At 68.7% G+C, this 20,447-nt stretch carries 20 protein-coding genes; 13 read left to right on the top strand and 7 right to left on the bottom strand.

Annotation, left to right across the window (positions count from 1 at the left end):
• Genes P0084_RS00500 through P0084_RS00490 form a run of 3 tightly spaced genes read left to right on the top strand, consistent with a single transcriptional unit; the run spans position 1 to position 2,564 of the window.
• Positions 1–789, top strand: a complete 789-nt coding sequence (locus P0084_RS00500; protein WP_308914838.1) for a TatD family hydrolase — start codon at positions 1–3, stop codon at positions 787–789.
• A gap of 39 nt (positions 790–828) precedes the next feature.
• Complete coding sequence (locus P0084_RS00495) at positions 829–1,635, top strand: MBL fold metallo-hydrolase (protein WP_308914837.1); 807 nt, start codon at positions 829–831, stop codon at positions 1,633–1,635.
• The gene (locus P0084_RS00490; RefSeq protein ID WP_308914836.1) at positions 1,635–2,564 is read left to right on the top strand and encodes an AEC family transporter; all 930 of its coding nucleotides are present in this window, start codon (positions 1,635–1,637) and stop codon (positions 2,562–2,564) included. The genes P0084_RS00495 and P0084_RS00490 overlap by 1 nt, the downstream gene beginning before the upstream one ends.
• A gap of 33 nt (positions 2,565–2,597) precedes the next feature.
• Here P0084_RS00490 and P0084_RS00485 read toward each other — a convergent pair whose 3' ends face one another.
• Entirely contained in the window at positions 2,598–3,458 is an 861-nt protein-coding gene (locus P0084_RS00485; protein ID WP_308914835.1) for a transglycosylase SLT domain-containing protein, read from the bottom strand.
• A gap of 219 nt (positions 3,459–3,677) precedes the next feature.
• On the opposite strand from P0084_RS00485, the gene gatB reads away from it, so the two are divergent.
• From gatB to P0084_RS00470, 3 genes are all read left to right on the top strand, one after another.
• Complete coding sequence (gatB, locus tag P0084_RS00480; RefSeq protein WP_308914834.1) at positions 3,678–5,189, top strand: Asp-tRNA(Asn)/Glu-tRNA(Gln) amidotransferase subunit GatB; 1,512 nt, start codon at positions 3,678–3,680, stop codon at positions 5,187–5,189.
• 326 nt (positions 5,190–5,515) lie between these two features.
• A complete protein-coding gene (locus tag P0084_RS00475) occupies positions 5,516–6,280 on the top strand; it encodes a hypothetical protein (RefSeq protein ID WP_308914833.1) in 765 nt (254 codons plus the stop codon).
• Positions 6,273–6,452 (top strand): hypothetical protein, encoded by a 180-nt coding sequence (locus tag P0084_RS00470; RefSeq protein WP_308914832.1) that lies wholly within the window; start codon positions 6,273–6,275, stop codon positions 6,450–6,452. The genes P0084_RS00475 and P0084_RS00470 overlap by 8 nt, the downstream gene beginning before the upstream one ends.
• Before the next feature lie 4 nt (positions 6,453–6,456).
• On the opposite strand, the gene P0084_RS00465 is transcribed toward P0084_RS00470, so the two are convergent.
• The gene (locus P0084_RS00465) at positions 6,457–6,906 is read right to left on the bottom strand and encodes a cell division protein ZapA (RefSeq protein WP_308914831.1); all 450 of its coding nucleotides are present in this window, start codon (positions 6,904–6,906) and stop codon (positions 6,457–6,459) included.
• 1 nt (position 6,907) lies between these two features.
• Complete coding sequence (locus P0084_RS00460; RefSeq protein WP_308914830.1) at positions 6,908–7,384, bottom strand: hypothetical protein; 477 nt, start codon at positions 7,382–7,384, stop codon at positions 6,908–6,910.
• Between the two features lie 128 nt (positions 7,385–7,512).
• Here P0084_RS00460 and tkt point away from each other — a divergent pair, with 128 nt between their 5' ends.
• Both tkt and P0084_RS00450 read left to right on the top strand, forming a co-directional pair.
• Positions 7,513–9,543, top strand: coding sequence for a transketolase (gene tkt, locus P0084_RS00455; protein ID WP_308914829.1), 2,031 nt, complete (start codon positions 7,513–7,515; stop codon positions 9,541–9,543).
• Positions 9,544–9,545: 2 nt separating this feature from the next.
• Entirely contained in the window at positions 9,546–10,049 is a 504-nt protein-coding gene (locus tag P0084_RS00450; protein ID WP_308914828.1) for a DUF3291 domain-containing protein, read from the top strand.
• A gap of 7 nt (positions 10,050–10,056) precedes the next feature.
• Here the strand turns inward: P0084_RS00450 and galE are convergent, their stop codons facing one another.
• Positions 10,057–11,079 carry a UDP-glucose 4-epimerase GalE gene (galE, locus tag P0084_RS00445; RefSeq protein WP_308914827.1) on the bottom strand — a complete coding sequence of 341 codons (1,023 nt, stop codon included), beginning with the start codon at positions 11,077–11,079 and terminating at the stop codon, positions 10,057–10,059.
• Between the two features lie 120 nt (positions 11,080–11,199).
• On the opposite strand from galE, the gene parE reads away from it, so the two are divergent.
• Complete coding sequence (gene parE / locus P0084_RS00440) at positions 11,200–13,155, top strand: DNA topoisomerase IV subunit B (RefSeq protein ID WP_308914826.1); 1,956 nt, start codon at positions 11,200–11,202, stop codon at positions 13,153–13,155.
• A gap of 913 nt (positions 13,156–14,068) precedes the next feature.
• On the opposite strand, the gene P0084_RS00435 is transcribed toward parE, so the two are convergent.
• Positions 14,069–14,563 carry an REP-associated tyrosine transposase gene (locus P0084_RS00435; protein WP_308914825.1) on the bottom strand — a complete coding sequence of 165 codons (495 nt, stop codon included), beginning with the start codon at positions 14,561–14,563 and terminating at the stop codon, positions 14,069–14,071.
• Positions 14,564–15,257: 694 nt separating this feature from the next.
• Between P0084_RS00435 and P0084_RS00430 the strand changes: the two genes are divergently transcribed.
• The 4 genes from P0084_RS00430 to P0084_RS00415 all read left to right on the top strand — a co-directional run bounded on the left by P0084_RS00430 (position 15,258) and on the right by P0084_RS00415 (position 18,028).
• Positions 15,258–15,827, top strand: coding sequence for an MT-A70 family methyltransferase (locus tag P0084_RS00430; protein WP_374213573.1), 570 nt, complete (start codon positions 15,258–15,260; stop codon positions 15,825–15,827).
• Positions 15,824–16,558, top strand: a complete 735-nt coding sequence (locus P0084_RS00425; RefSeq protein ID WP_308914823.1) for a BglII/BstYI family type II restriction endonuclease — start codon at positions 15,824–15,826, stop codon at positions 16,556–16,558. The genes P0084_RS00430 and P0084_RS00425 overlap by 4 nt, the downstream gene beginning before the upstream one ends.
• A gap of 79 nt (positions 16,559–16,637) precedes the next feature.
• Positions 16,638–17,339, top strand: a complete 702-nt coding sequence (locus tag P0084_RS00420) for a DUF1194 domain-containing protein (RefSeq protein ID WP_308914822.1) — start codon at positions 16,638–16,640, stop codon at positions 17,337–17,339.
• Between the two features lie 14 nt (positions 17,340–17,353).
• Positions 17,354–18,028 (top strand): hypothetical protein, encoded by a 675-nt coding sequence (locus P0084_RS00415; RefSeq protein ID WP_308914821.1) that lies wholly within the window; start codon positions 17,354–17,356, stop codon positions 18,026–18,028.
• Here the strand turns inward: P0084_RS00415 and P0084_RS00410 are convergent.
• Both P0084_RS00410 and P0084_RS00405 read right to left on the bottom strand, forming a co-directional pair.
• Positions 18,025–18,558, bottom strand: a complete 534-nt coding sequence (locus P0084_RS00410) for a Pycsar system effector family protein (RefSeq protein WP_308914820.1) — start codon at positions 18,556–18,558, stop codon at positions 18,025–18,027. The two genes, P0084_RS00415 and P0084_RS00410, sit on opposite strands and share 4 nt — an antisense overlap.
• A gap of 58 nt (positions 18,559–18,616) precedes the next feature.
• Positions 18,617–20,434, bottom strand: a complete 1,818-nt coding sequence (locus P0084_RS00405) for an ABC-F family ATP-binding cassette domain-containing protein (RefSeq protein WP_308914819.1) — start codon at positions 20,432–20,434, stop codon at positions 18,617–18,619.
• Positions 20,435–20,447: the final 13 nt, after the last annotated feature.

Below are 20,447 nucleotides of genomic sequence, written 5' to 3'. Positions count from 1 at the left end.
ATGACCGATCTGCGCCTGACCGACAGCCATTGCCACTTGGACTTCCCGCAATTCGAGGGCGAGGTCCCTGCCCTGATCGATCGCGCCGAGGCGGCCGGAGTTCATCGGATGGTGACGATCTGCACCAAGCTGCACCAGGCCCCCCGGGTCCGCGCCCTGGCGGACGCACACGATCCGATCTGGTGGGCGGCGGGCGTGCACCCGATGTCGGTGGCCGACCATCCGCCCGCCACGGTGGCGGATCTGGTCGCGCTGGCCGCCCACCCCAAGATGGTCGGCATCGGCGAAACTGGCCTCGACTACCACTACACGGCCGACAGCGCGGCGGCGCAGCAGGCCAGCCTGCGGGTGCATATCGAAGCGGCGCGGCGGACGGGCCTGCCGCTGATCGTCCACGCGCGCGACGCGGACGAGGACATGGCACGCATCCTGACCGAAGAACACCGCGCAAGCCCTTACGATTGCGTCATGCATTGCTTCAGCTCCGGTCGGGCCCTGGCGGAGGCGGCGTTGGACCTGGGCTTCTACCTGTCCATGTCGGGCATCGCCGCCTTTCCCCGCAGCGAAGACCTGCGCGCGATCTTCGCGGACGCACCGCTCGATCGGATCCTGGTCGAAACGGACAGCCCGTACCTGACCCCCCCGCCCCATCGCGGCAAACGCAACGAGCCGGCGTTCGTGGCGCACACGGCGGCGGCGGGTGCCGAGGCGTTCGGCCTGTCCTTGCCGGACTTCGCCGCCGCCACGGAGGCCAACTTCGCGCGGCTGTTCGCGAAGGCCGCCGCGTGAGGCCTTGCGGCGTCCCTCGCCCGGCTCCATGACGGCATCATGGCGACCTTGCGTTTCACGATCCTGGGCTGCGGTTCCTCCGGCGGGGTGCCGCGGCTGGGCGGGCAATGGGGCGACTGCGACCCCGGGGAGCCGCGCAACCGCCGCCGCCGCTGTTCGATGCTGGTGGAACGGATCGCGGGGGACGGGGTCACGCGGGTCCTGATCGACACCTCGCCCGACATGCGCGAGCAGTTGCTGGAGGCCGGCGTGGGCGTGTTGGACGGGGTGGTCTGGACGCATGCCCATGCCGATCACGTCCATGGTTTGGACGACCTTCGCATGATCGTCTTCAACACCCGGCGGCTGTTGGACGTCTGGGCGGACGAGCCGACCTTCGCCGCCCTGTCGACCCGGTTCGAGTATGCGTTCCGCACCCCGCCCGGGTCGGACTATCCCCCCATCCTGAACCGGCACGAACTGGACGGCGTGGTGGGCATAGACGGGCCGGGCGGGCGGATTCTGGTCAAGCCGATCCCCGTGATCCACGGCAACATCGCGGCCCTGGGGGTCCGCATCGGGGGCCTGTGCTACATGCCCGACGTCAGCGCCATCCCCGACGCGGCGCTGGACGACCTGGCCGGCCTGGACGTCTGGGTCCTGGACGCGTTGCGTCGACGGCCGCATCCGTCGCATTTCAGTCTGGACGACGCCCTGGACTGGATCCGGCGCGTCCGGCCCAGACGCGCGGTGCTGACGAACCTCCATGTCGACCTGGACTACCGTACCCTTGCCGCCGAGCTGCCCGCGGACCACGTCCCGGCCCATGACGGGATGACGATCGAGCTGCCCGCCCCCGCCGCCTGATGCTGGATGTCCTGGCCGTCACGATCCCCGTCTTCCTGCTGATCGGGGCGGGCTACCTCGCCGTGCGGCTGGGGGCCTTCACGCAGGGGCACGTGGACGGGCTGATGGTGTTCACGCAGCGCTTCGCCATCCCCTGTCTGCTGTTCGTCGCCATCGCTCGGATCGACATCGGGGCGAACTTCCAGTGGCGGCTGTTGACGGCGTACTATTCCGGCTCGCTGGTGGTGTTCGCCGGCGGCATCCTGGGGACGCTGTTTTGGTTGCGGCGGGGGGCGGAGGACGCGATCGCGGTGGGCTTCGCCGCCATGTTCGCGAACACGGTGCTGCTGGGCCTGCCGATCAGCGAACGGGCGTTCGGCACGGACAGCCTGGGCCCGAACTATGCGATCGTCGCGCTGCATGCGGGGTTCTGCTATGTCTGCGGAAGCGTCGCGATGGAGGCGGTGCGCGCCGAAGGGTCGGGGATCCTGGGCGGGGCCTGGTCCGTCCTGTCGAAGCTGGCGCGCAACGGGCTGATGATCGGCGTGGCGCTGGGGCTGGCGGTCAACGTGACCGGCCTGCCCGTCCCCGCCATCGTGATGGAGCCGGTGGGGCTGGTCGCGCAGGCCGCCCTGCCCGCCGCCCTGTTCGGCCTGGGCGGTGTCCTGACGCAGTACCGCCCCGAAGGGGACTGGCGGGGCATCGCGCTCTGCGCGGGGTTGGCGCTGCTGATCCACCCCGCGTGGACCTGGGGGATGGGCCGCGCCCTGGGGGTGGAGGACGGGGCGTTCCGTGCGGCGGTGACGACGGCGGCGATGGCACCGGGGGTGAACAGCTATCTGTTCGCGGCGATGAACGGGCGCGCGGTGCGCATCGCGGCGTCCACCGTGCTGATCGGCACGGTGGCGTCGGTCTTCACCGTCAGCCTGTGGTTGCTGGCGCTGGGATAGGCCACGGCACGCGTCCGCGGCCGGCGGGCCGGTTCAGCTGTCCAGCACGCCGCCCCAGGCGTTCGCTCGCAGAAGGATGGTCTTGTCGAGTTCCCAGGACACGAACAGGGGGACGAGGTCGCCATCGCCGGCCACGGGGATCCCGGTGCCGGGACGCATGGGCGGGCGGGCGGAGGTCTGCATCGCGTCGCAGAACGGCTGGGCGCTGATCCAGTCGCGCATGTCCTCCCGCTTGCGGGAGGAGTGGAACGGTCCCCAATCGGCGGCGACGCCGCGCATGCCGCGGCTGACGACATTGTCGCGCGGCACCGTCACGTTCAGGATCCGGACGGCGCACGACATGTTGAGGGCCCCGTCCTTCAACGCCTGCCCCGTGCGGGCCTGGCATCCATAACCCCGCGCCGTGGCGGGCAGGATCTGGACCAGTCCGTACCACAGCCCGCCGCCGCCGACGGCCGCGGGGCGATACGTGCTCTCGTGCTTGGCCAGGGCCGACAGCAGGCCCGCCCAGAACGACTTGCGCTGCCATTCGTCGGCTTCGGCATAGGCCGGGCACCAGGCCTGGATGTCGTCGGGGACGGTGCCGACCAGGTCCTGCCCGTGCCGTTCGAGCGCGCGCATCGCGGCCTTGGTCCAACGGGCGGAGCCGTCGACGTGGTCCCACCGCAGGTCCGGCAGGTCGTTCGTCGCGACCGCGGGGCGCGCCGGCGGGCGGGCCGATTCGCGGGGCGCGCTTGCGCCCAGGTCGGGGAACCGCACGGCGTTCTGCGTGCTCAGCGTCGTGTCCAGGGCCAGCGAAGCGGACGCATCCGCCGACGCCGCATGGGGAAACGCGGCGCAGGCCAGCATCGCCAGCGCGCCCGTCCAGCGCGTCGCCGTGGTCGTTGCGTTCATTCCGAAGTCCCCCAGCGCACGAAAGTCCCGGCTCCCCCTGGAACCGGGTCGGGGCCTAACATCGGGCATGCGGTGAGTCCCACCCCGGGGGGCGCTGGGGCGGCCGGGATGCGCAGGATCCTGCCGAACCTCGCGCCGCCCCGGCCGGCTTGCCCCGAGGGGGCGGCGGGCATAGACGGCGGGGCGTTCGAACCGTCCCGCCCGACCGGAGCCCGCGCCATGCTCGATCAAACGAAGCCCGCCCCGAAGCCCCGCGTGATCGCGGGCGAACGCGACGACTGGGAGCTGGTCATCGGGATGGAGGTGCACGCCCAGATCAGCAGCCGGGCCAAGCTGTTCAGCGGCGCCTCCACCCGCTTCGGCGCGGAGCCCAACAGCAACGTGGCGTTCGTGGACGCCGGCATGCCCGGGATGCTGCCCGTCATCAACGAGCATTGCGTGGCCCAGGCGGTACGCACCGGCCTGGGCCTGAAGGCGGAGATCCACCTCCGTTCGGCCTTCGACCGGAAGAACTACTTCTATCCGGACCTGCCGCAGGGCTATCAGATCAGCCAGCTCTACCACCCCATCGTCGGCGAGGGGGAGGTTCTGGTCGAGCTCGGCGACGGCACCGCGCGGCTGGTCCGGGTCGAGCGGATCCATCTGGAACAGGATGCGGGGAAGTCGATCCACGACATGGATCCGGCCTTGTCCTTCGTGGACCTGAACCGCACCGGCGTCGCCTTGATGGAGATCGTCAGCCGTCCTGACATCCGCGGCCCCGAGGAAGCGGCCGCCTACGTGTCCAAGCTGCGGCAGATCATGCGCTATCTGGGGACCTGCGACGGCAACATGCAGAACGGGAACCTGCGGGCCGACGTCAACGTCAGCGTCTGCCGCCCGGGCCAATACGAACGCTACCGCGAGACGGGCGACTTCGCGCATCTAGGAACGCGGTGCGAGATCAAGAACATGAACTCGTTACGCTTTATCCAGCAGGCCATCGAAGTGGAGGCGCGGCGCCAGATCGCCATCGTCGAAGGCGGCGGCGCGGTGGTGCAGGAAACCCGGCTCTACGATCCCGACCGCGGAGAGACGCGGTCGATGCGATCCAAGGAAGAGGCGCACGACTATCGCTACTTCCCCGATCCCGACCTGCTGCCCCTGGAGATCGAGCAGGCTTGGGTGGACGACATCGCAGCCGGACTGCCGGAGCTGCCGGACCACAAGAAGGACCGCTTCATGCAACAGTTCGGGCTGTCGGACTATGACGCCAGCGTGCTGACCGCCGACACGACGTCCGCCACCTACTTCGAGACCGTGGCCGCCGATTCGGCGAACGGAAAGGCATCCGCGAACTGGGTCATCAACGACCTGTTCGGACGCCTGAAGAAGGACGATCGGGACATCGCGGACAGTCCCGTCCCGGCCGCCCGCCTCGCGGGCATCGTCAAGCTGATCGCGGGCGACGTCATCAGCGGCAAGACGGCGAAGGACGTGTTCGAGATCGTCTATACCCAGGACCGCGACCCGGAGGAGGTCGTGGAAACCGAAGGGCTGCGCCAGGTCACCGACACCGGCGCCATCGAGGCGGCGCTGGACCGGATCATCGCCGACAACCCCGCGCAGGTGGAGAAGGCTAAAGCCAACCCCAAGCTCGCCGGCTGGTTCGTGGGCCAGGTGATGAAGGCCACCGGCGGCAAGGCGAACCCCAAGGCGGTGAACGAGGCGGTGCGGGCGAAGCTGGGGTGAGCCGGGGCGGCGTCTGGACGAGGGTCCGCTGCAGGGATGATACGGTCCGGCATGTCGGCAGGACGATCCAACCGGTTCCAGACGTCCCGGTGGGACTGTTTCGTCCGCGATAAACGATCCACTCAAGACGATCCAGAGTATCTAAAACTCTAAAGTCGCCCAACTGAACCCGCCCGAACCCCATTGACCATAATCACGCCTACCACGAACACATCCTTTCCGATGGCACAGTTGATCCCCTGCGCCGCGTGGCGATGCTGGGGCGGCTATCGGTAGTCTGCCGGTGGGATGGGTTAGAGCCGTTGGCAGAGTGGAGGGGACGGACCTTGACGATCCAATATGGCACGACCTTGGGCCTTGCCTCCGCCCTGGCCGTCCTGCTGTCGGTCACGGTGCTCGCACAGCCTGCCGCCGCGCTCGACTGCGTGCCCTACCGCCACGGCCCGTTGATAGAGCGCGACCTGATGGTCAGTCAGTACCGCGCGCGGGGCATCGAGGAGGACCGCCCCGAGCCGATCCGCTACGACCCTACCTACGAGGCGCAGGGGGCGGCAGCCTTCGGCGGCACGTCGGCGGGGCCGACGGTGGCGGAGGTGTTCGAACTGTCGCTCGCGACGGGGCTGCCGTTCCGAGGCTCGTCGCTGGACGAGGACGAACTGCGGATCATGGTGACGGGTGTAGACCTATATCCACTGGCGGCACGACTTCCACGATCTGCGGGTAAGCCTCCTGCCGACCGCCGCCTCGCTACGGACGTGCACGGCGTCGAGTACTGGGTGTGGGAGGATTACCGCCTCACTGGTCGCGACCTACCGGGCGGCTTCCTCGGTGTCACCTACCCTGGCGCAGATCGTGCTGCTGATGCGCCCGAAGCTTGGGCGCGGTTCGATATGACCGGCGACGTCTCCGAGATCGTCTGGTGCAAAACTGTCGCCGATGTGCCGAACCCGCAATGCGAACTGCATGTAAAGATCGAACCTGTTTTTGCCGAAACCAATTTCGACCGCGATATTCTTGGCCAGCTTCCCCTAATCGTCACGCGTGCGAGAGATTTTACCACTTGCTTACTAGAGGAGCCATCCGATGGCTGACTTGTTAAGGGCATTCGATACTGAAGCTCTTTGGGATTTCCGGGCTCGTGGCCGGGACGGATTGCAGGACTATTACAGATACTTCGAAGACCGCGGCTATGAGTACGGCAGCCTCGCCCTCGGCGTGGTCGAGCAGGACATGGTGTCGAGCCGCGTACCCAATCGAACGTGACGCCTCACCCCTCCGCCACCGCCTTGCCATTCCCATCCCGAACCGCCCGGTTCTCCCGCGCCTTCGCCGCCAATTCCTCCGCCTTCTTCGCCAGCGCCTCCAACCGTTCGATGGACGCCTCCGGCACGACCTCGCGGACGACCTCCACCTCCTTGACCACCTCGACCTCCACCCGTTCCGGGGCGGGGGCGGGCCGGTTGCGGAACTCGTCGAGCTCCTTGGTCTGCTGCGCGAGCCGGCGGTCCATGCCGCGCAGCTCCTCGTCGGCCGATATCGCCCGGTCGGCCAGCATCAGCCCCGCCATCAGCAGCATCCGGTCCGTCGTAAGGCGGGCCCCCGCCGACACCAGCGTCTGCGCTTCCCGGTCCAGCATCTCGGCGGCGGAGGACAGATAGCTCTCCTCCCCGTCCTGGCAGGACACGGTGAAGTTCTTCCCCCCGACTTGCACGGTCATCTCAGGCATCTTCCGACTCCATCAACGGTTCCAGTTCGGCCAGCAGGGCGCGCATCTCGGCCAGGTCCATGGCGCGGGCCGCGCGCAGGGCGTCGATCTCGGCCTGCAGGGACGCGTCCGCCGCGCCGTCGGCACCGTCGCGCAACTGCTGGTTCGACGCGGTCAGCGCCTCCAGGGCGGCGCGCAGGCGTGTCCCCTCCTCCGCGTCGGCGGCGACGGGGGGGCGGGCCATGTCGGCGGCGACGCGGTCGCGGGCCTCCTCCACCTCGCGCTGATGGCCCTCGACCTCCGCCTCCAGGGCTTCGATCCGGGCGCGTGCGCCTTCCAGGTCGTCGCGGGCCCGGGACAGGTCGGCCCGCGCCGCGTCGAGCTGCGGGGTCAGATCCTCCGGCGGTGGACCGTCCAACGCGTCCGCCGTGGCGCTGAGCGCCGCTTCGAGCCGGGCGAGCGATTGCTCCATCTCCGACGGTTCGGCCATTGCTCGATCCTTCCGTCTTCCTTTGCAGGCAAGGGACATCAAAGGTCCGGAGAGGTCAACGCCTCCGCCTTGCGCGCGCGTCCTGGGCTGTTAAGCCGGTGGCCGATCTACGACAAGAGGACGTCTCGATGCTGGACCAGACCCCCGACCTGGAAGCCCTCCGCCGCGCCGATCCGTCCCATTGGCGCCGTGCCGCCGCGATCCGGACACTGACCCTGGACGCGGTGGCCGCGGCCAATTCGGGGCATTCCGGCATGCCCCTCGGCATGGCCGACGTCGCGACCGTCCTGTTCGAGAAGCACCTGACGTTCGACGCCGCCGCCCCCGACTGGCCCGATCGGGACCGTTTCGTCCTGTCGACGGGGCACGGGTCCATGCTGCTGTATTCGCTGCTGTATCTGACCGGCTACCCCGAGATGACGTTGGACCAGATCCGCCGCTTCCGGCAGCTGGGATCCATCACCGCGGGCCACCCCGAATACGGCCACGCCCCGGGGATCGAGGTCACGACCGGCCCCCTGGGCCAGGGTCTGGCGACCGCCGTGGGCCTCGCCATCGCGGAGGAACGACAGCGGGCGCGGTGGGGCCGCAAGATCGTCGACCACCGGACCTTCGTGATCGCGGGCGACGGATGCCTGATGGAAGGGGTGTCGCACGAGGCCGTCGCCCTGGCCGGCAAGCTGGCGCTGTCGCATCTGGTCGTGTTGTTCGACGACAACGGAATCACCATCGACGGCAAGGTCAGCCTGGCGGACACGACCGATCAGTTGGCGCGGTTCCGCGCATGCGGCTGGGACGTGGCCGAGGTGGACGGCCACGACCCGGCCGCCGTCGACGCCGCCTTGGAGGCGACGAAGGGCGCGACCCGGCCGACGATGATCGCCTGCAAGACCCAGATCGCCCTGGGCTCCACCCTGGCGGGGACGGGCAAGGGCCACGGCGCGATCACGGATGCCGGCGACATCGCGGCCGCCAAGAAGGGCTATGCCTGGGACGCCGCCGACTTCGAGATCCGCGACGACCTGAAGGCGGAGTGGGAGGAGATCGGCCGCCGCGGCGCGCCCGTCCGGGCCGAATGGCAGGCCCGGTTCGACGCCCTGTCGCAGTCCAAGCGGACGGAGTTCGAGCGCGCGCTGTCGGGCGAGGCGCCGCGCAAGCTGTCGGCGACGATCAAGGCGCTGAAGCGCCAAATCTCCGAAGGCGCGCCCAAGATGGCGACCCGCAAGTCGTCGGAAACGGTGCTGGAGGTCGTGAACCCCATCATGCCGGAAACGATGGGCGGGTCCGCCGACCTGACGGGGTCGAACAACACGCTGACGTCGGATCTGGGCATCTTCTCGCCCGAGGACCGGTCGGGCCGGTACATCCATTTCGGCATCCGCGAGCACGGCATGGCGGCCGCCATGAACGGGATGGCGCTGCACGGGGGCATCCGGTCCTATGGTGGGACGTTCCTGTGCTTCGCCGACTATGCCCGCCCCGCGATGCGGCTGTCCGCGCTGATGGGCGTGCCAACGACCTATGTGATGACGCATGACAGCATCGGCCTGGGCGAGGACGGGCCGACCCACCAGCCGGTGGAACACCTCGCCATGCTGCGGGCGACGCCCAACCTGAACGTGTTCCGCCCCTGCGACACGGTCGAGACGGCGGAGGCGTGGGAGCTGGCGCTGACGTCCCGGTCGACACCGTCCGTCCTGTCGCTGACCCGCCAGGGCCTGCCGACGCTGCGGACCGAGCACAAGTCCAAGAACATGGTGGCCCAGGGCGCATACGTGCTGGCGGAGGCCGAGGGGCGGCGCATGGCGATCCTGATGGCCACGGGCTCCGAGGTCGAGATCGCGATGGAGGCCCGCGCCCTGCTGCACGAGGACGGGATCGGCACGCGGGTCGTGTCCATGCCCTGCTGGGAACTGTTCGAGGCGCAGGAGGAGGCCTATCGCCGCCGCATCCTGCCGGCGGGCCCCGTCCGCGTGGCGGTGGAGGCGGCGGCCCGCATAGGCTGGGACCGCTGGCTGTGCGGCGAACGCGGTCGCGCCAACCGCGCGGCCTTCGTCGGCATGGACGGCTTCGGCGCGTCGGCCCCGGGGGACGTCCTGTACGATCATTTCGGGATCACGGCCGATGCCGTGGCCCAGGCCGTGCGCGACATGGTCTGACCGTGTCCCTGTTCCACCCGCCTGCCCCCGACTGGCATTTGGCGGAGGTCAACGTCGCCCGCCTGAAGGCCCCGATCGGCAGCCCGGTCGTGGCGCCCTTTGCCGACGCGCTGGACCGGATCAACGGCATCGCGGACCGGGTGGACGGCTTCGTGTGGCGGCACGTCGATGCCAGCGGGAACGCGACGGACACCCAGGTCGCGGACGATCCGCGGGTCATCTACAACGCATCCACCTGGCGCGACGGCGCGGCGTTCGAGACGTTCGTCTGGGGCACGCTGCACGCGCGGTTCTACGAACGCCGGGCGGAATGGTTCGACGCGCTGGGGTCGATGCACTTCGCGATGTGGTGGGTCCCGCCGGGCCACCGTCCGGACGTGGCGGAGGCGATGGAGGCGCTGCGGTCCCTGGACCGCCACGGTCCGACGTCACGCGGCTTCGGCTGGGCGGGCCTACCCGAGGCCGTGCGCTGGCGACAGGGGCGCTGCGTGCCCGAACCGGCCTGATCGGCGCCTAACCCGGGTCGTTCAACCGCCATCCCGCCGCCTGCGCCCGCACCCAGCGCCACGAATCGCGACACATCGCGTCCAGGTCCAGTTCCGCCCGGAAGCCTAAGACCTCGGCGGCGCGCGACGGGTCCGCGTCCAGGCGGGGCACGTCGCCGGGACGGCGCGGGGCGATGCGGTACGGCAGCTCGCGTCCCACCGCCGCCCCGTAGGCCGCGTGCATCGCCAGGACCGATGTCGGCACCCCCGTCCCGATGTTCAACACATGGGGGCGCCCGCCCAGCAGCGCCTCCACCGACAGGACGTGGGCGCGGGCCAGGTCCATCACGTGGATGTAGTCGCGCAGGCAGGTCCCGTCCGGCGTGTCGTAATCGTCGCCGAACACCGACAGCTCCGGCAGCTCGCCCATCGCGACCTTCGCCATGAACGGCATCAGGTTGTCGGGGACGCCCTTCGGATCCTCGCCGATCAGCCCGCTGGGATGCGCCCCCACCGGGTTGAAGTAGCGCAGGATCCCAACGACGAACGGGTCCGCGTCCGCCGCCTGCTGCAGGATCCGCTCGCAGGTCAGCTTCGTGAACGCATAGGGGTTGGTATAGGACAGCGGCGCCGTTTCGGGGATGGGGAAGCGGTCGGGCGCGCCATAGACCGTGGCCGTGCTGGAGAAGACGATCCGCCAGACCCCCGCGGCCTTAGCTGCCTGCGCCAGCTCGATCAGCCCCGTGACGTTGGTCTGGAAGTAATCCAGCGGGATCGCCGTGCTTTCCCCCACCGCCTTGCGGGCCGCGAAGTGGATCACCGCGTCGATCGCGTGGTCCGCGAAGGTCCGGTCCAGGATCGCGCGGTCCAGCACCGATCCTTCCACCACGTCCGGGCGCACGCCCGCGATGCGGTCCAGCCGGTCGATCACGCCCGGGTCGGCGTTCGAGAAATCGTCGAGGATCACCGCCCGGTGCCCCGCCGCGACCAGCGCCGTATAGGTGTGCGAGCCGATGTATCCGGCCCCGCCGGTCAGGAGTATCCGTGCCATGGCCGCACCGTTACCGCCTCTGCGGCACGGGGGGAACAGCCGCGGCCCGATCGGGGGGACGCCTTTCGTATCGCAGGCCGATGGACTACGTTTGTTCCATCCACAGGGAGTCCGCCGTCCATGCCCGAAGACCTGCCGAACCGCCCCGCCCCCGCCTACGACGCGTCCAGCATCGAGGTGCTGGAGGGGTTGGAGCCGGTGCGCAAGCGGCCCGGCATGTATATCGGCGGCACCGACGAGCGCGCGCTGCACCACATGGTGGCCGAGATCCTGGACAACGCGATGGACGAGGCCGTGGCCGGCCACGCCAACCGCATCGAGGTGGAGCTTCACGCCGACGGGGCCTGCACGATCCGCGACAACGGGCGCGGCATCCCCATCGACCCGCACCCCAAGTTCCCAGGCAAGTCCGCGTTGGAGGTGATCCTGTGCACGCTGCACGCGGGGGGCAAGTTCTCCGGCGATGCGTACCAGACGTCGGGCGGCCTGCACGGCGTCGGCGCGTCGGTGGTCAACGCCCTGTCCGATTCGATGGTGGTGCAGGTCGCCCGCGACCGCGCGGTGTTCGAGCAGCGGTTCAGCCGCGGCGTCCCCCAGGGCCCGGTGGAGAAGGTCGGCGCCGCCCCCAACCGGCGCGGCACGACCGTCACCTTCCACCCGGACGCGGAGATCTTCGGCAAGCACGCCCTGCGCCCCGCCCGCCTGCTGGGGATGGCGCGGTCCAAGGCGTACCTGTTCAGCGGGGTGGAGATCCGCTGGAAGTCCGCGGTCGACGACGGCACCACGCCGGTGGAGGCGCGGTTCCACTTCCCCGGCGGCCTGTCCGACTACTTGTCCGAGACGCTGGGCGGGGCCGTCACCTATGCCGACGCGGCCTTCGCCGGCACGGTCGACTTCGGGGAACGGTTCGGCGTGCCGGGCAAGGTCGAATGGGCCGTGAACTGGACGCCCGTGCGCGACGGGTTCACGCAATCCTACTGCAACACGGTCCCCACGCCCGAAGGCGGCACGCACGAGGGCGGCTTCTGGTCGGCGATCCTCAAGGGGATCAAGGCCTATGGCGAACTTGCGAACAACCGCAAGGCGGCGCAGATCACGCGCGACGACCTGCTTACGGGCGGTTGCGCGCTGGTGTCCTGCTTCATCCGCGAACCCGAATTCGTGGGCCAGACCAAGGACCGCCTGGCCACGGTGGAGGCCGCCAAGCTGGTCGAGCAATCCGTCCGCGACCGGTTCGACACCTGGCTGGCGCAGGACACGAAGGCGGCCGGAGCGATCCTCGACTTCCTCGTCCTGCGGGCGGAGGAACGCCTGCGTCGGCGGCAGGAGAAGGAGACCCAGCGCAAGTCCGCCACCAAGCGCCTGCGCCTGCCCGGCAAGCTGGTCGACTGCACCGCCACCAGCCGCGACGGGACGGAGCTGTTCATCGTCGAAGGCGACAGCGCGGGCGGATCCGCCAAGATGGCCCGCGACCGGCGCACCCAGGCCCTGCTGCCCCTGCGCGGCAAGATCCTGAACGTCCTGGGCGCCGCGTCCTCAAAGCTGGGCGCGAACGCCGAGATCGCGGACCTGTCCCAGGCGCTGGGCGTGGGCCTGGGCACGAAGTTCGACCTGACCGACCTGCGCTACGACAAGGTCATCATCATGACCGACGCCGACGTGGACGGCGCGCACATCGCGTCGCTCCTGATGACGTTCTTCTTCAGCCAGATGCGCCCCATGATCGACGCCGGCCACCTCTACCTCGCCTGCCCCCCCCTGTTCCGCCTGACCCAGGGGGCCAAGCGCGTGTACTGTCTAGACGAGGCGGAGCGGGAGGCCTGGATGGCCAAGGGCTTGGGCGGCAAGGGCAAGATCGACGTCAGCCGCTTCAAGGGCCTGGGCGAGATGGACGCCAAGGACCTGAAGGACACCACGATGGACCCAGCATCCCGCAAGCTGATCCGCGTGACGGTGGATGAGGACCTGCCGGGGGAAACGGGGGATTTGGTGGAGCGGCTGATGGGGAAGAAACCGGAGTTGCGGTTCGAGTATATCAGCGAGAATGCGCGGTTTGCGGAGGAGTTGGATGTCTAAAGATGTCCCCCGTTAAAGTGTCTTTAGCCCGTCTTCGCCTGCACGAAGCATATACGACAATGCGGCTTCTGTTTCCTCATGGAAGCAATTGGGTGGGGGCCTATGAGAGTGTAGCTAGAAACAAGGCAAGGGCACTCCGTCAGCTCGTGAAGAGTTGGTCCCTAATGCTATTTCTCTTCCTTCTAATGAACTCGTTGCGCGAAGGCTCTAATATCTCTCTAACGATCGGCGACATTACCGCGTCAATTCCACTCCCTTATATACTAGCGATATCCGCGGTAATCTATTTTCTCTCATTTATCGCCTTCATTCAATATTGGCTTCTTAATTCCCTTCAAAGCCAGTATGCTCAACAAGTCAAAATTCATGGATTTAATCATGTGCTTTATCCAGCTCTTACGCGAGATGAGGAAGATCTATCGTTGGGCCTCCCGCCAGGGTTGAATTTGTTTCTCAAGGAAAGGTATCCCTTCTCGAAGATCGCCGAAACCATCGTTGCTATAGTGTTCTGCGTCCTCGTCGTACCACTAGTTGCGTTTTCATTCTTCCTAATAGGCACATCCATCGACCTGACGCTTAATCATACCTTGAGCTTCGTCGAAGGTCTTTCAGTTCTTCTTGCCGTCGCCGTGGTGGTCCTCATACCATTGTACTTATGCATCTATTTCGTACCCATGCCTCATGAGAAGAACACAGAGTGGATTAGATGGATATTCTTATACGACAAGTATTCTCGTTGGCACCCCCAGGTTGAGAAGTGGGTCCAGAACGATGGCGTATTCCGAAAGGTGCGATAGTGTTAACGGGGGTTAGCTGTCACACTGTAATTGCAGCATCTGTAGCATGCGTAGAGTGCGTGAAGCCCACCATTGCAAGAACTATAAGTGACACGAAGCGGTGGGTTGCACCCACCCTACAATCCCTCGGGCGACAACCGGCCCGCGCGGATGTCGCGGTGAATGGACGAGTGGGGCCAATCGACGGCGCGGGTGGTAAAGCCGTGTTTGACGGGGTTGGTCAGAACGTATCGAACGGTGGCGGTGTATTCCGCTTCGTTCCGGATGCACCGTTCCCAGAAGCGGCGTTGCCAGATACCGGCTTCCCCCCGGGCGGCCTTGCTGCCAGTGCGGTCGCGGGTCTGGCCCAACGCGACGGTGAAGTTGCGTTTGATGAGTCGCCAGCGATTCGAGTAATCTCCGTCGTCATCCGACATCGTCCAAACGGCGTGCAGGTGGTTGGGCAGCACGACGATGGCATCGGTACGGAACGGGTGCGCTCGTCGGACGGCATCGTAAGCTGCACGCAGCAGATCGATCCGCTCCACCAGCAATCGACTGTCGGCCTGGGCCAAGTTGACGGTGAAGAAGAACGTCCCACCGGGCAGTCGGGTGCGGATGTAGTTGGCCATGAAAGTGACATGCCGCACGCAGGTTAACGGACCGTAGGGTGGGTGGAACCCACCATTGCCCGAACGCCCAATGACGCGAAGCGGTGGGTTGCACCCACCCTACGGCAGCGAACGGCTCACACGGACGCCGCAACCGGGGGACCCGCCTGGCCGGCGCGAATCGCGAATCCGTCCGACGCCCCGCAGACGCGCAGCAGACACAAGCCAGACCCGCCCCCACCCCGCCGCGCGGGACCCCGTTCGGGACGCCCCATGCCCCCGGACCCCAACCCCCGTTGAGGATCCCGGCCCCTTGCCCCGACCCCGCGCTCCCGGTCAGACTGTTCCCACGGACACGCACGACGCCGCCCCAGGCCGGAGAAGACATCGCCGCATCGCAGCGAAGCGCGGGCCATCCTGGCACGCCCAGCCCACCCCTCCGCCCGTCATTGCCGGGCTCGACCCGGCAATCCACCCTCCACCCGTCCCGAACGCCGCGGGGGTGGATCGTCGCGCCGCTCCCGACCATGACGGCGCTTGGGGCAGCGCAGGGCGTCACCCGCGCACCTCACCCTCCAAGCCCATCCCGATCCACCGTCGACTCCCCGCCCCCCGTGTTCTACCTCTGTCCCACGCCACGCAAGGAATCGCGTTGACCCATCAGGCCACCACCGACCTCCGCGACTTCCTGGCCGGGCAACGCTTCCAGACCGTGATGGCGGACCCCCCGTGGCGGTTCACGAACCGCACGGGCAAGGTCGCGCCCGAACACAAGCGTCTGGCCCGCTATCCGACGATGGAGCTGGACGACATCTGCGCCCTGCCGGTCGCCGACCACGTGACGGAACCGGCGCATTGCTACATGTGGGTGCCCAACGCGCTGCTGCCCGACGGGCTGCGGGTGCTGGACGCCTGGGGCTTCGCGTACAAGTCCAACATCGTCTGGCACAAGATCCGCAAGGACGGCGAATCGGACGGGCGCGGGGTGGGCTTCTACTTCCGCAACGTGACGGAGCTGCTGCTGTTCGGCGTGCGGGGCAAGAACGCCCGCACCCTGGCACCCGGACGGCGGCAGGTGAACCTGATCGCCAGCCGCAAGCGCGAACATTCCCGCAAGCCGGACGAGCAGTACGAGGTGATCGAATCCTGCTCCCCCGGCCCGTACCTCGAGCTGTTCGGACGCGGGCGGCGCGACGGCTGGACCGTCTGGGGCAACCAGGCGGACGACGACTACCGGCCCGATTGGGCGACCTACAAGCACAACTCCGCCCACGCCGCGGAATGAACGGGACCCAGCCCGGCCTGTTCGACGCCGACGTCAGCGCGGGCGACGTGGCGGACGCGGCGGCCCTTGTGGACCGTCACGTGCCCGCCGACATCCGCGCCCGGTTCGAGGTGTTCAGCTATCGCAACGCCGCCACGATCCTGGCGGGCAGCTTCCCGGACCAGTACGCGCAGGTGCTGGACGCCCTGCGCCGGTTCCGGATCACCAAGACGATGATCCGCAGCCCCGGCGGCAGCAAGGGACCGATCGCCAAGTACGTGGACACCCTGTTCGGCCCCGACTGGCAGGAAACGCGCGTCGCCGCCGACTTGAACGTGCGCCTGCATTCCGCCCGCGACGGCCGCGTCCTGGCGCGCTACGATCGCATGGGGTTCCTGGACGGGCACCGCATCGACTTCGTCCACGGGCGGGTCGCGCTGGACCTGGAATGGAACAGCAAGGACCAGACCTACGACCGCGACCTGGCCGCGTTCGGCGCGTTCTATGCCTCCGGCGCGGTGGACGTCGGCATCATCCTGACGCGGGGCGCGTCGCTCGACGCGCGCTATCTGCGTTCGCTCGGGCGCGTCCTGAACGACGACGGGACAGAAGGCGCGACCCCCGTGGCGGCCAAGTTCGGCGCCTCCACCACCTGGATGGGCAAGCTCCTGTACCGCCTGGACGCGGGCCGCAACGGCGGCTGCCCCGTACTGGCCTTGGGCATCACGCCCGCCTGCGTCGCGGACAGCTGATCGCGCCACGGGGTCGCGGGCGCACGGCAGGGTCGCGTGTTTCGCTGGCCCCCCGCATCCGATCTGCTACGCTTCCGCCATGCCCCCGTTCCTCCACCGCCTCGCCCTCCTCCTTTGCCTGACGACGCCCGCCGCGGCGCAGGACACGGACCTGGAACTGGTTCTGCTGGCCGACGCGTCCGGCTCCATCAGCCAGGCGGAGTTGATGTTCCAGCGCCTCAGCTATGCCAAGGCGATCACCGATCCCCGCGTGCTGGGGGCCATCGCGGAGACGGCCTATGGCTCCATCGCCGTGACATACGTCGAATGGGCGACCGGACAGGGTGTGGTCGTGCCCTGGACCCGCATCGCGACGGAGGATCAGGCCCGGGCCTTCGCCGCCGCCCTGACCGACGGGGGGCCGCGCGGATCGAACGGGCGGAACGCCATCGGGTCGGCCCTGCTGTTCGGACGGGACCTGATCGACGGGAACGACATCGAAGGGTGGCGGAAGGTCATCGACTTCTCCGGCGACACGGACGGGAACACCTATGGCCCGCCGATCGAGCAGGCCCGCGACGCGGTCGTGGCGGACGGCATCACGATCAACGCGCTGGCCGTCACGGCGGAAGGCGCGCGCGCCGACCTGCCGGACGTCTACGAACGGCGGATCATCGGCGGGAACGGCGCCTTCGTGGTGGAGGCCGCGACGCGGGACACGTTCGTCGACGCCATCCGCCGCAAGCTGATCCTGGAGATCGCGGGCAGGATGCCGCCCCGGCGCGTGGCGCGCGCGGACTGAAGGGGGCGGCCGCGATGCGATCCGCCTGGCTGGCGTTGGCATCCCTCGCCGTGCTGTCGGCCTGCGGCGGCCGCCCCCTGACGGAGGCGGAGGTCGCGTTCCTGGCCCCCCTGCACGGCGACACGCTGGACGTGGACGCGGTGCGCATCACCGCCACCCCGGCCGTGTCGATCTTCCCCATCACCTACGACGCGCGGCCCCGCGTCACCTGCCGCGAACGCATCGGCCCGCCGCTGACGGGACGCATCACCGCGCGCACGGGCGGGATCGTGGTGTTCCAGCGCCTGTTCGCGGCCCCCGTCATCGCGCCCCCCGACTTCGTGGCGGGCGAGCCGCTGGACCTGGCCCTGGCGATGTTCTTCGCGCACGAGATGACGCATGTCTGGCAATGGCAGAACCGCGCGCTGACGGGCTATCACCCGCTCAAGGCGTTGGGCGAGCAGGTGTTCACCGACGACCCCTATCTGTTCGTCAGTGAGGACGCGGCCCCCTTCCTGGCCCGCGGATACGAGGAACAGGCCTCCCTGGTGGAGGAATACCTTTGCTGCGCCACGCTCGACAGCGACGGCGAACGGACGGCCCGCCTGTTCGACCTGCTGTCCCCCGTCCTGCCCGTGGCCCCGCCGGACGCGTTCCCCCGCATCGTCACCGTGCCCTGGGCCGCCGACCTGCCCGGCATCTGCGCCTAGGCCACGCCGGCGTACCGGGCCGCCGTCAAACCGAACAGGACGCCCGCGGCGGCGAAGGCCAAGCGCATCATCCTGAACTTCGCGTGTATCACGCGCGACAGGCCGACGTTGGAGCGTGCGGCGGATCCGACCAGATCCGCCGTCTCGGCCCCCGTGGCCCAGGCCGCGAAGTCGTCGCCACGCGCCCGCATCGCCAGCCAGGACCACCGCTCCCCCTCCGCGATCCGGGCCCGGCCGCGCTTGCCGGGGTAGCGGGGGAAGACGGTCGCCAACGCGAAGACCAGTGCCGCGGCCAGCGCGACCGCATAGGCGATGCCGAACGGCTCCGCCTGCGTGACTCCGATCAGCATGTCCGGCTCGCGCGTGACGACGAGCCCCATCACCGCCAGCAAGGCGCCCGCCTTCGCGTCGGCGAACTGGACCTGCGCGATCAACGCGCGGTTCTGCTGCGTCAGATAGCTCATCCGGAGGAGTGATACGTGATTCAGATCGACGTGATCGTCGTCCGGCCGTCCGATCGTATCGTCCATGTCGCCCGCCCCCGTCGTCGTACGATTGTCGCAGAGACGCGCGTTCGAGGGGTACGGGTCAACCCTGCGCCGCCAAATCCTCCAATTGCAGCCATTCGTCCTCCGCCGCCGTCAGCGCGGCCTGACGCTCCGCCAGCATGTCCGTGGCCTTGCGGAACTTCGCAGGCTGGGTCGCGAACAGGTCCGCGTCGGACAGCAGCTCCGCCAGCTTCGCGATCTCCGCCTCCAGCCGCGCGATCTCGTCCGGCAGGGCCTTCAGCCGATGGGCTTGCGTGAAGGACAGGGCCGGTTGGACGGGGTCGGCGGCAGGCTTCACCCCGGCCTTCGCGGCCTTGCGCCTGGATGCCAGTCCGGCTTGCTCCGCCGCGTCCGGACGCTGCATCGCATAGTCCGTCCAGCCGCCTGCGAACACGCCCCACCGCCCCCCGCCCAGGGGCGCCACGGTCAGGGTGGCCACGCGGTCCAGAAAGTCCCGGTCGTGGCTGACCAGCAGGACCGTGCCATCGAAGCCGTCCAGAACCTCCTGCAGCAGGTCGAGCGTCTCGACGTCCAGGTCGTTCGTGGGTTCGTCCAGGACCAGCAGGTTGGACGGCATCGCCATGATGCGCGCCAACAGCAGGCGCGCCTTCTCACCCCCCGACAGGGACCGGACGGGCGCCTTCAGGCGCCGGTCGTCGAATAGGAAGTCCTTCAGATAGCCGGCGACGTGCCGCGGCGTGCCCCGGACCATCACCTGATCGGACGCGCCGCTGACCCCCAGTTGCGGATCCAGCGTCAGCGTGTCCCACAAGGTCGCGTCGGGCTCCAACTGCGCGCGGGCCTGGTCGAAGACCGCGAGCTCCAGGTTCTTGCCCAACTGGACGGTGCCTTCGTCGGGGTCGTCCTGCCCGATCAGCAGGTTCACCAGCGTCGTCTTGCCCGCCCCGTTCGGCCCGACGAAGGCGACGCGGTCGCCCTTGGCCACCCGCAGGTCGAAGTCGCGGACGATCGTGGCCTCGCCGAACGCCTTCGCCACCCCCTTGGCCTCGATCACGCGTTTGCCCGATTGCGGGGCCGCGTCCAGTTCCATCGCCGCCGTGCCCTGGCGTCGGACCTGCCCGTCGCGTTGGGCCCGCAACTTCCCCAGCGCGCGGACCCGGCCCTGGTTCCGCTTGCGCCGGGCGCTGATCCCTTCGACCGCCCAGCGCGCTTCGGCCGCGATCTTGCGGTCCAGCTTGTGACGCGCGGCATCCTCCTCCGCCCAGACGGTGTCGCGCCACCCCTCGAACGCGTCGAACCCTTTGTCCTGGCGCCGGACGGCGCCGCGATCGATCCACAGCGTTGCGCGGGTCAAGGCGCGTAGGAAGGCCCTGTCGTGGGAGATCAGGACATAGGCCGCCTGCGTCTGCGCCAACTCCGCCTCCAGCCAGGCGATGGCTTCGATGTCCAGGTGGTTCGTCGGCTCGTCCAGAAGCATCAGCCCCGGCGCTTCGGCCAGCAGGCGCGCCAACGCCGCGCGCCGCCGCTCCCCCCCCGAGGCCCGCCCCGGATCCCGGTCGAGCGACAGCTTCAGCCCCTCCGCCGCGGCCTCGATCCGCCATGCGTCCTCCGGCGCCAGGGTCGCGGCCGCGTAATCACCCAGCGTCGCGAACCCCTCCATCGTCGGGTCCTGCTCCATGTAGCCGACGGTCGTCCCCGGCCCCAGCACGCGGTCCCCGCGGTCGGGCTCGACCAGTCCGGCCATGACCTTCAGCAGCGTGGACTTCCCCGATCCGTTCCGCCCGACCAGTGCGATGCGATCGCCCGGCTGCACCACCAAGGACAGGTCGGCGAAGACAGGCTCGCCCCCGAAGGTCAGGGAGATATCGGATAGTTGCAGCAAGGGGGCGCGGGCCATGGCCGCCGCGTAT

Source organism: Jannaschia maritima (genome assembly GCF_030973515.1).
GTDB classification, from domain to species: domain Bacteria; phylum Pseudomonadota; class Alphaproteobacteria; order Rhodobacterales; family Rhodobacteraceae; genus Jannaschia; species Jannaschia maritima.
This window is presented reverse-complemented; position numbering and strand designations above follow the sequence as displayed.

Bases quoted from the DNA above. Each gene is read 5' to 3' on its own strand.
- P0084_RS00500 (WP_308914838.1), top strand. From the start codon at position 1: ATGACCGATCTGCGCCTGACCGACAGCCATTGCCACTTGGACTTCCCG.
- P0084_RS00495 (WP_308914837.1), top strand. From the start codon at position 829: ATGGCGACCTTGCGTTTCACGATCCTGGGCTGCGGTTCCTCCGGCGGG.
- P0084_RS00435 (WP_308914825.1), bottom strand. From the start codon at position 14,563: ATGGCCAACTACATCCGCACCCGACTGCCCGGTGGGACGTTCTTCTTC.
- tkt (WP_308914829.1), top strand. From the start codon at position 7,513: ATGCTGGACCAGACCCCCGACCTGGAAGCCCTCCGCCGCGCCGATCCG.
- P0084_RS00465 (WP_308914831.1), bottom strand. From the start codon at position 6,906: ATGACCGTGCAAGTCGGGGGGAAGAACTTCACCGTGTCCTGCCAGGAC.
- P0084_RS00420 (WP_308914822.1), top strand. From the start codon at position 16,638: ATGCCCCCGTTCCTCCACCGCCTCGCCCTCCTCCTTTGCCTGACGACG.
- P0084_RS00490 (WP_308914836.1), top strand. From the start codon at position 1,635: ATGCTGGATGTCCTGGCCGTCACGATCCCCGTCTTCCTGCTGATCGGG.
- P0084_RS00410 (WP_308914820.1), bottom strand. From the start codon at position 18,558: ATGGACGATACGATCGGACGGCCGGACGACGATCACGTCGATCTGAAT.
- P0084_RS00485 (WP_308914835.1), bottom strand. From the start codon at position 3,458: ATGAACGCAACGACCACGGCGACGCGCTGGACGGGCGCGCTGGCGATG.
- parE (WP_308914826.1), top strand. From the start codon at position 11,200: ATGCCCGAAGACCTGCCGAACCGCCCCGCCCCCGCCTACGACGCGTCC.
- P0084_RS00460 (WP_308914830.1), bottom strand. From the start codon at position 7,384: ATGGCCGAACCGTCGGAGATGGAGCAATCGCTCGCCCGGCTCGAAGCG.
- P0084_RS00470 (WP_308914832.1), top strand. From the start codon at position 6,273: ATGGCTGACTTGTTAAGGGCATTCGATACTGAAGCTCTTTGGGATTTC.
- P0084_RS00430 (WP_374213573.1), top strand. From the start codon at position 15,258: ATGGCGGACCCCCCGTGGCGGTTCACGAACCGCACGGGCAAGGTCGCG.
- galE (WP_308914827.1), bottom strand. From the start codon at position 11,079: ATGGCACGGATACTCCTGACCGGCGGGGCCGGATACATCGGCTCGCAC.
- P0084_RS00425 (WP_308914823.1), top strand. From the start codon at position 15,824: ATGAACGGGACCCAGCCCGGCCTGTTCGACGCCGACGTCAGCGCGGGC.
- P0084_RS00405 (WP_308914819.1), bottom strand. From the start codon at position 20,434: ATGGCCCGCGCCCCCTTGCTGCAACTATCCGATATCTCCCTGACCTTC.
- gatB (WP_308914834.1), top strand. From the start codon at position 3,678: ATGCTCGATCAAACGAAGCCCGCCCCGAAGCCCCGCGTGATCGCGGGC.
- P0084_RS00415 (WP_308914821.1), top strand. From the start codon at position 17,354: ATGCGATCCGCCTGGCTGGCGTTGGCATCCCTCGCCGTGCTGTCGGCC.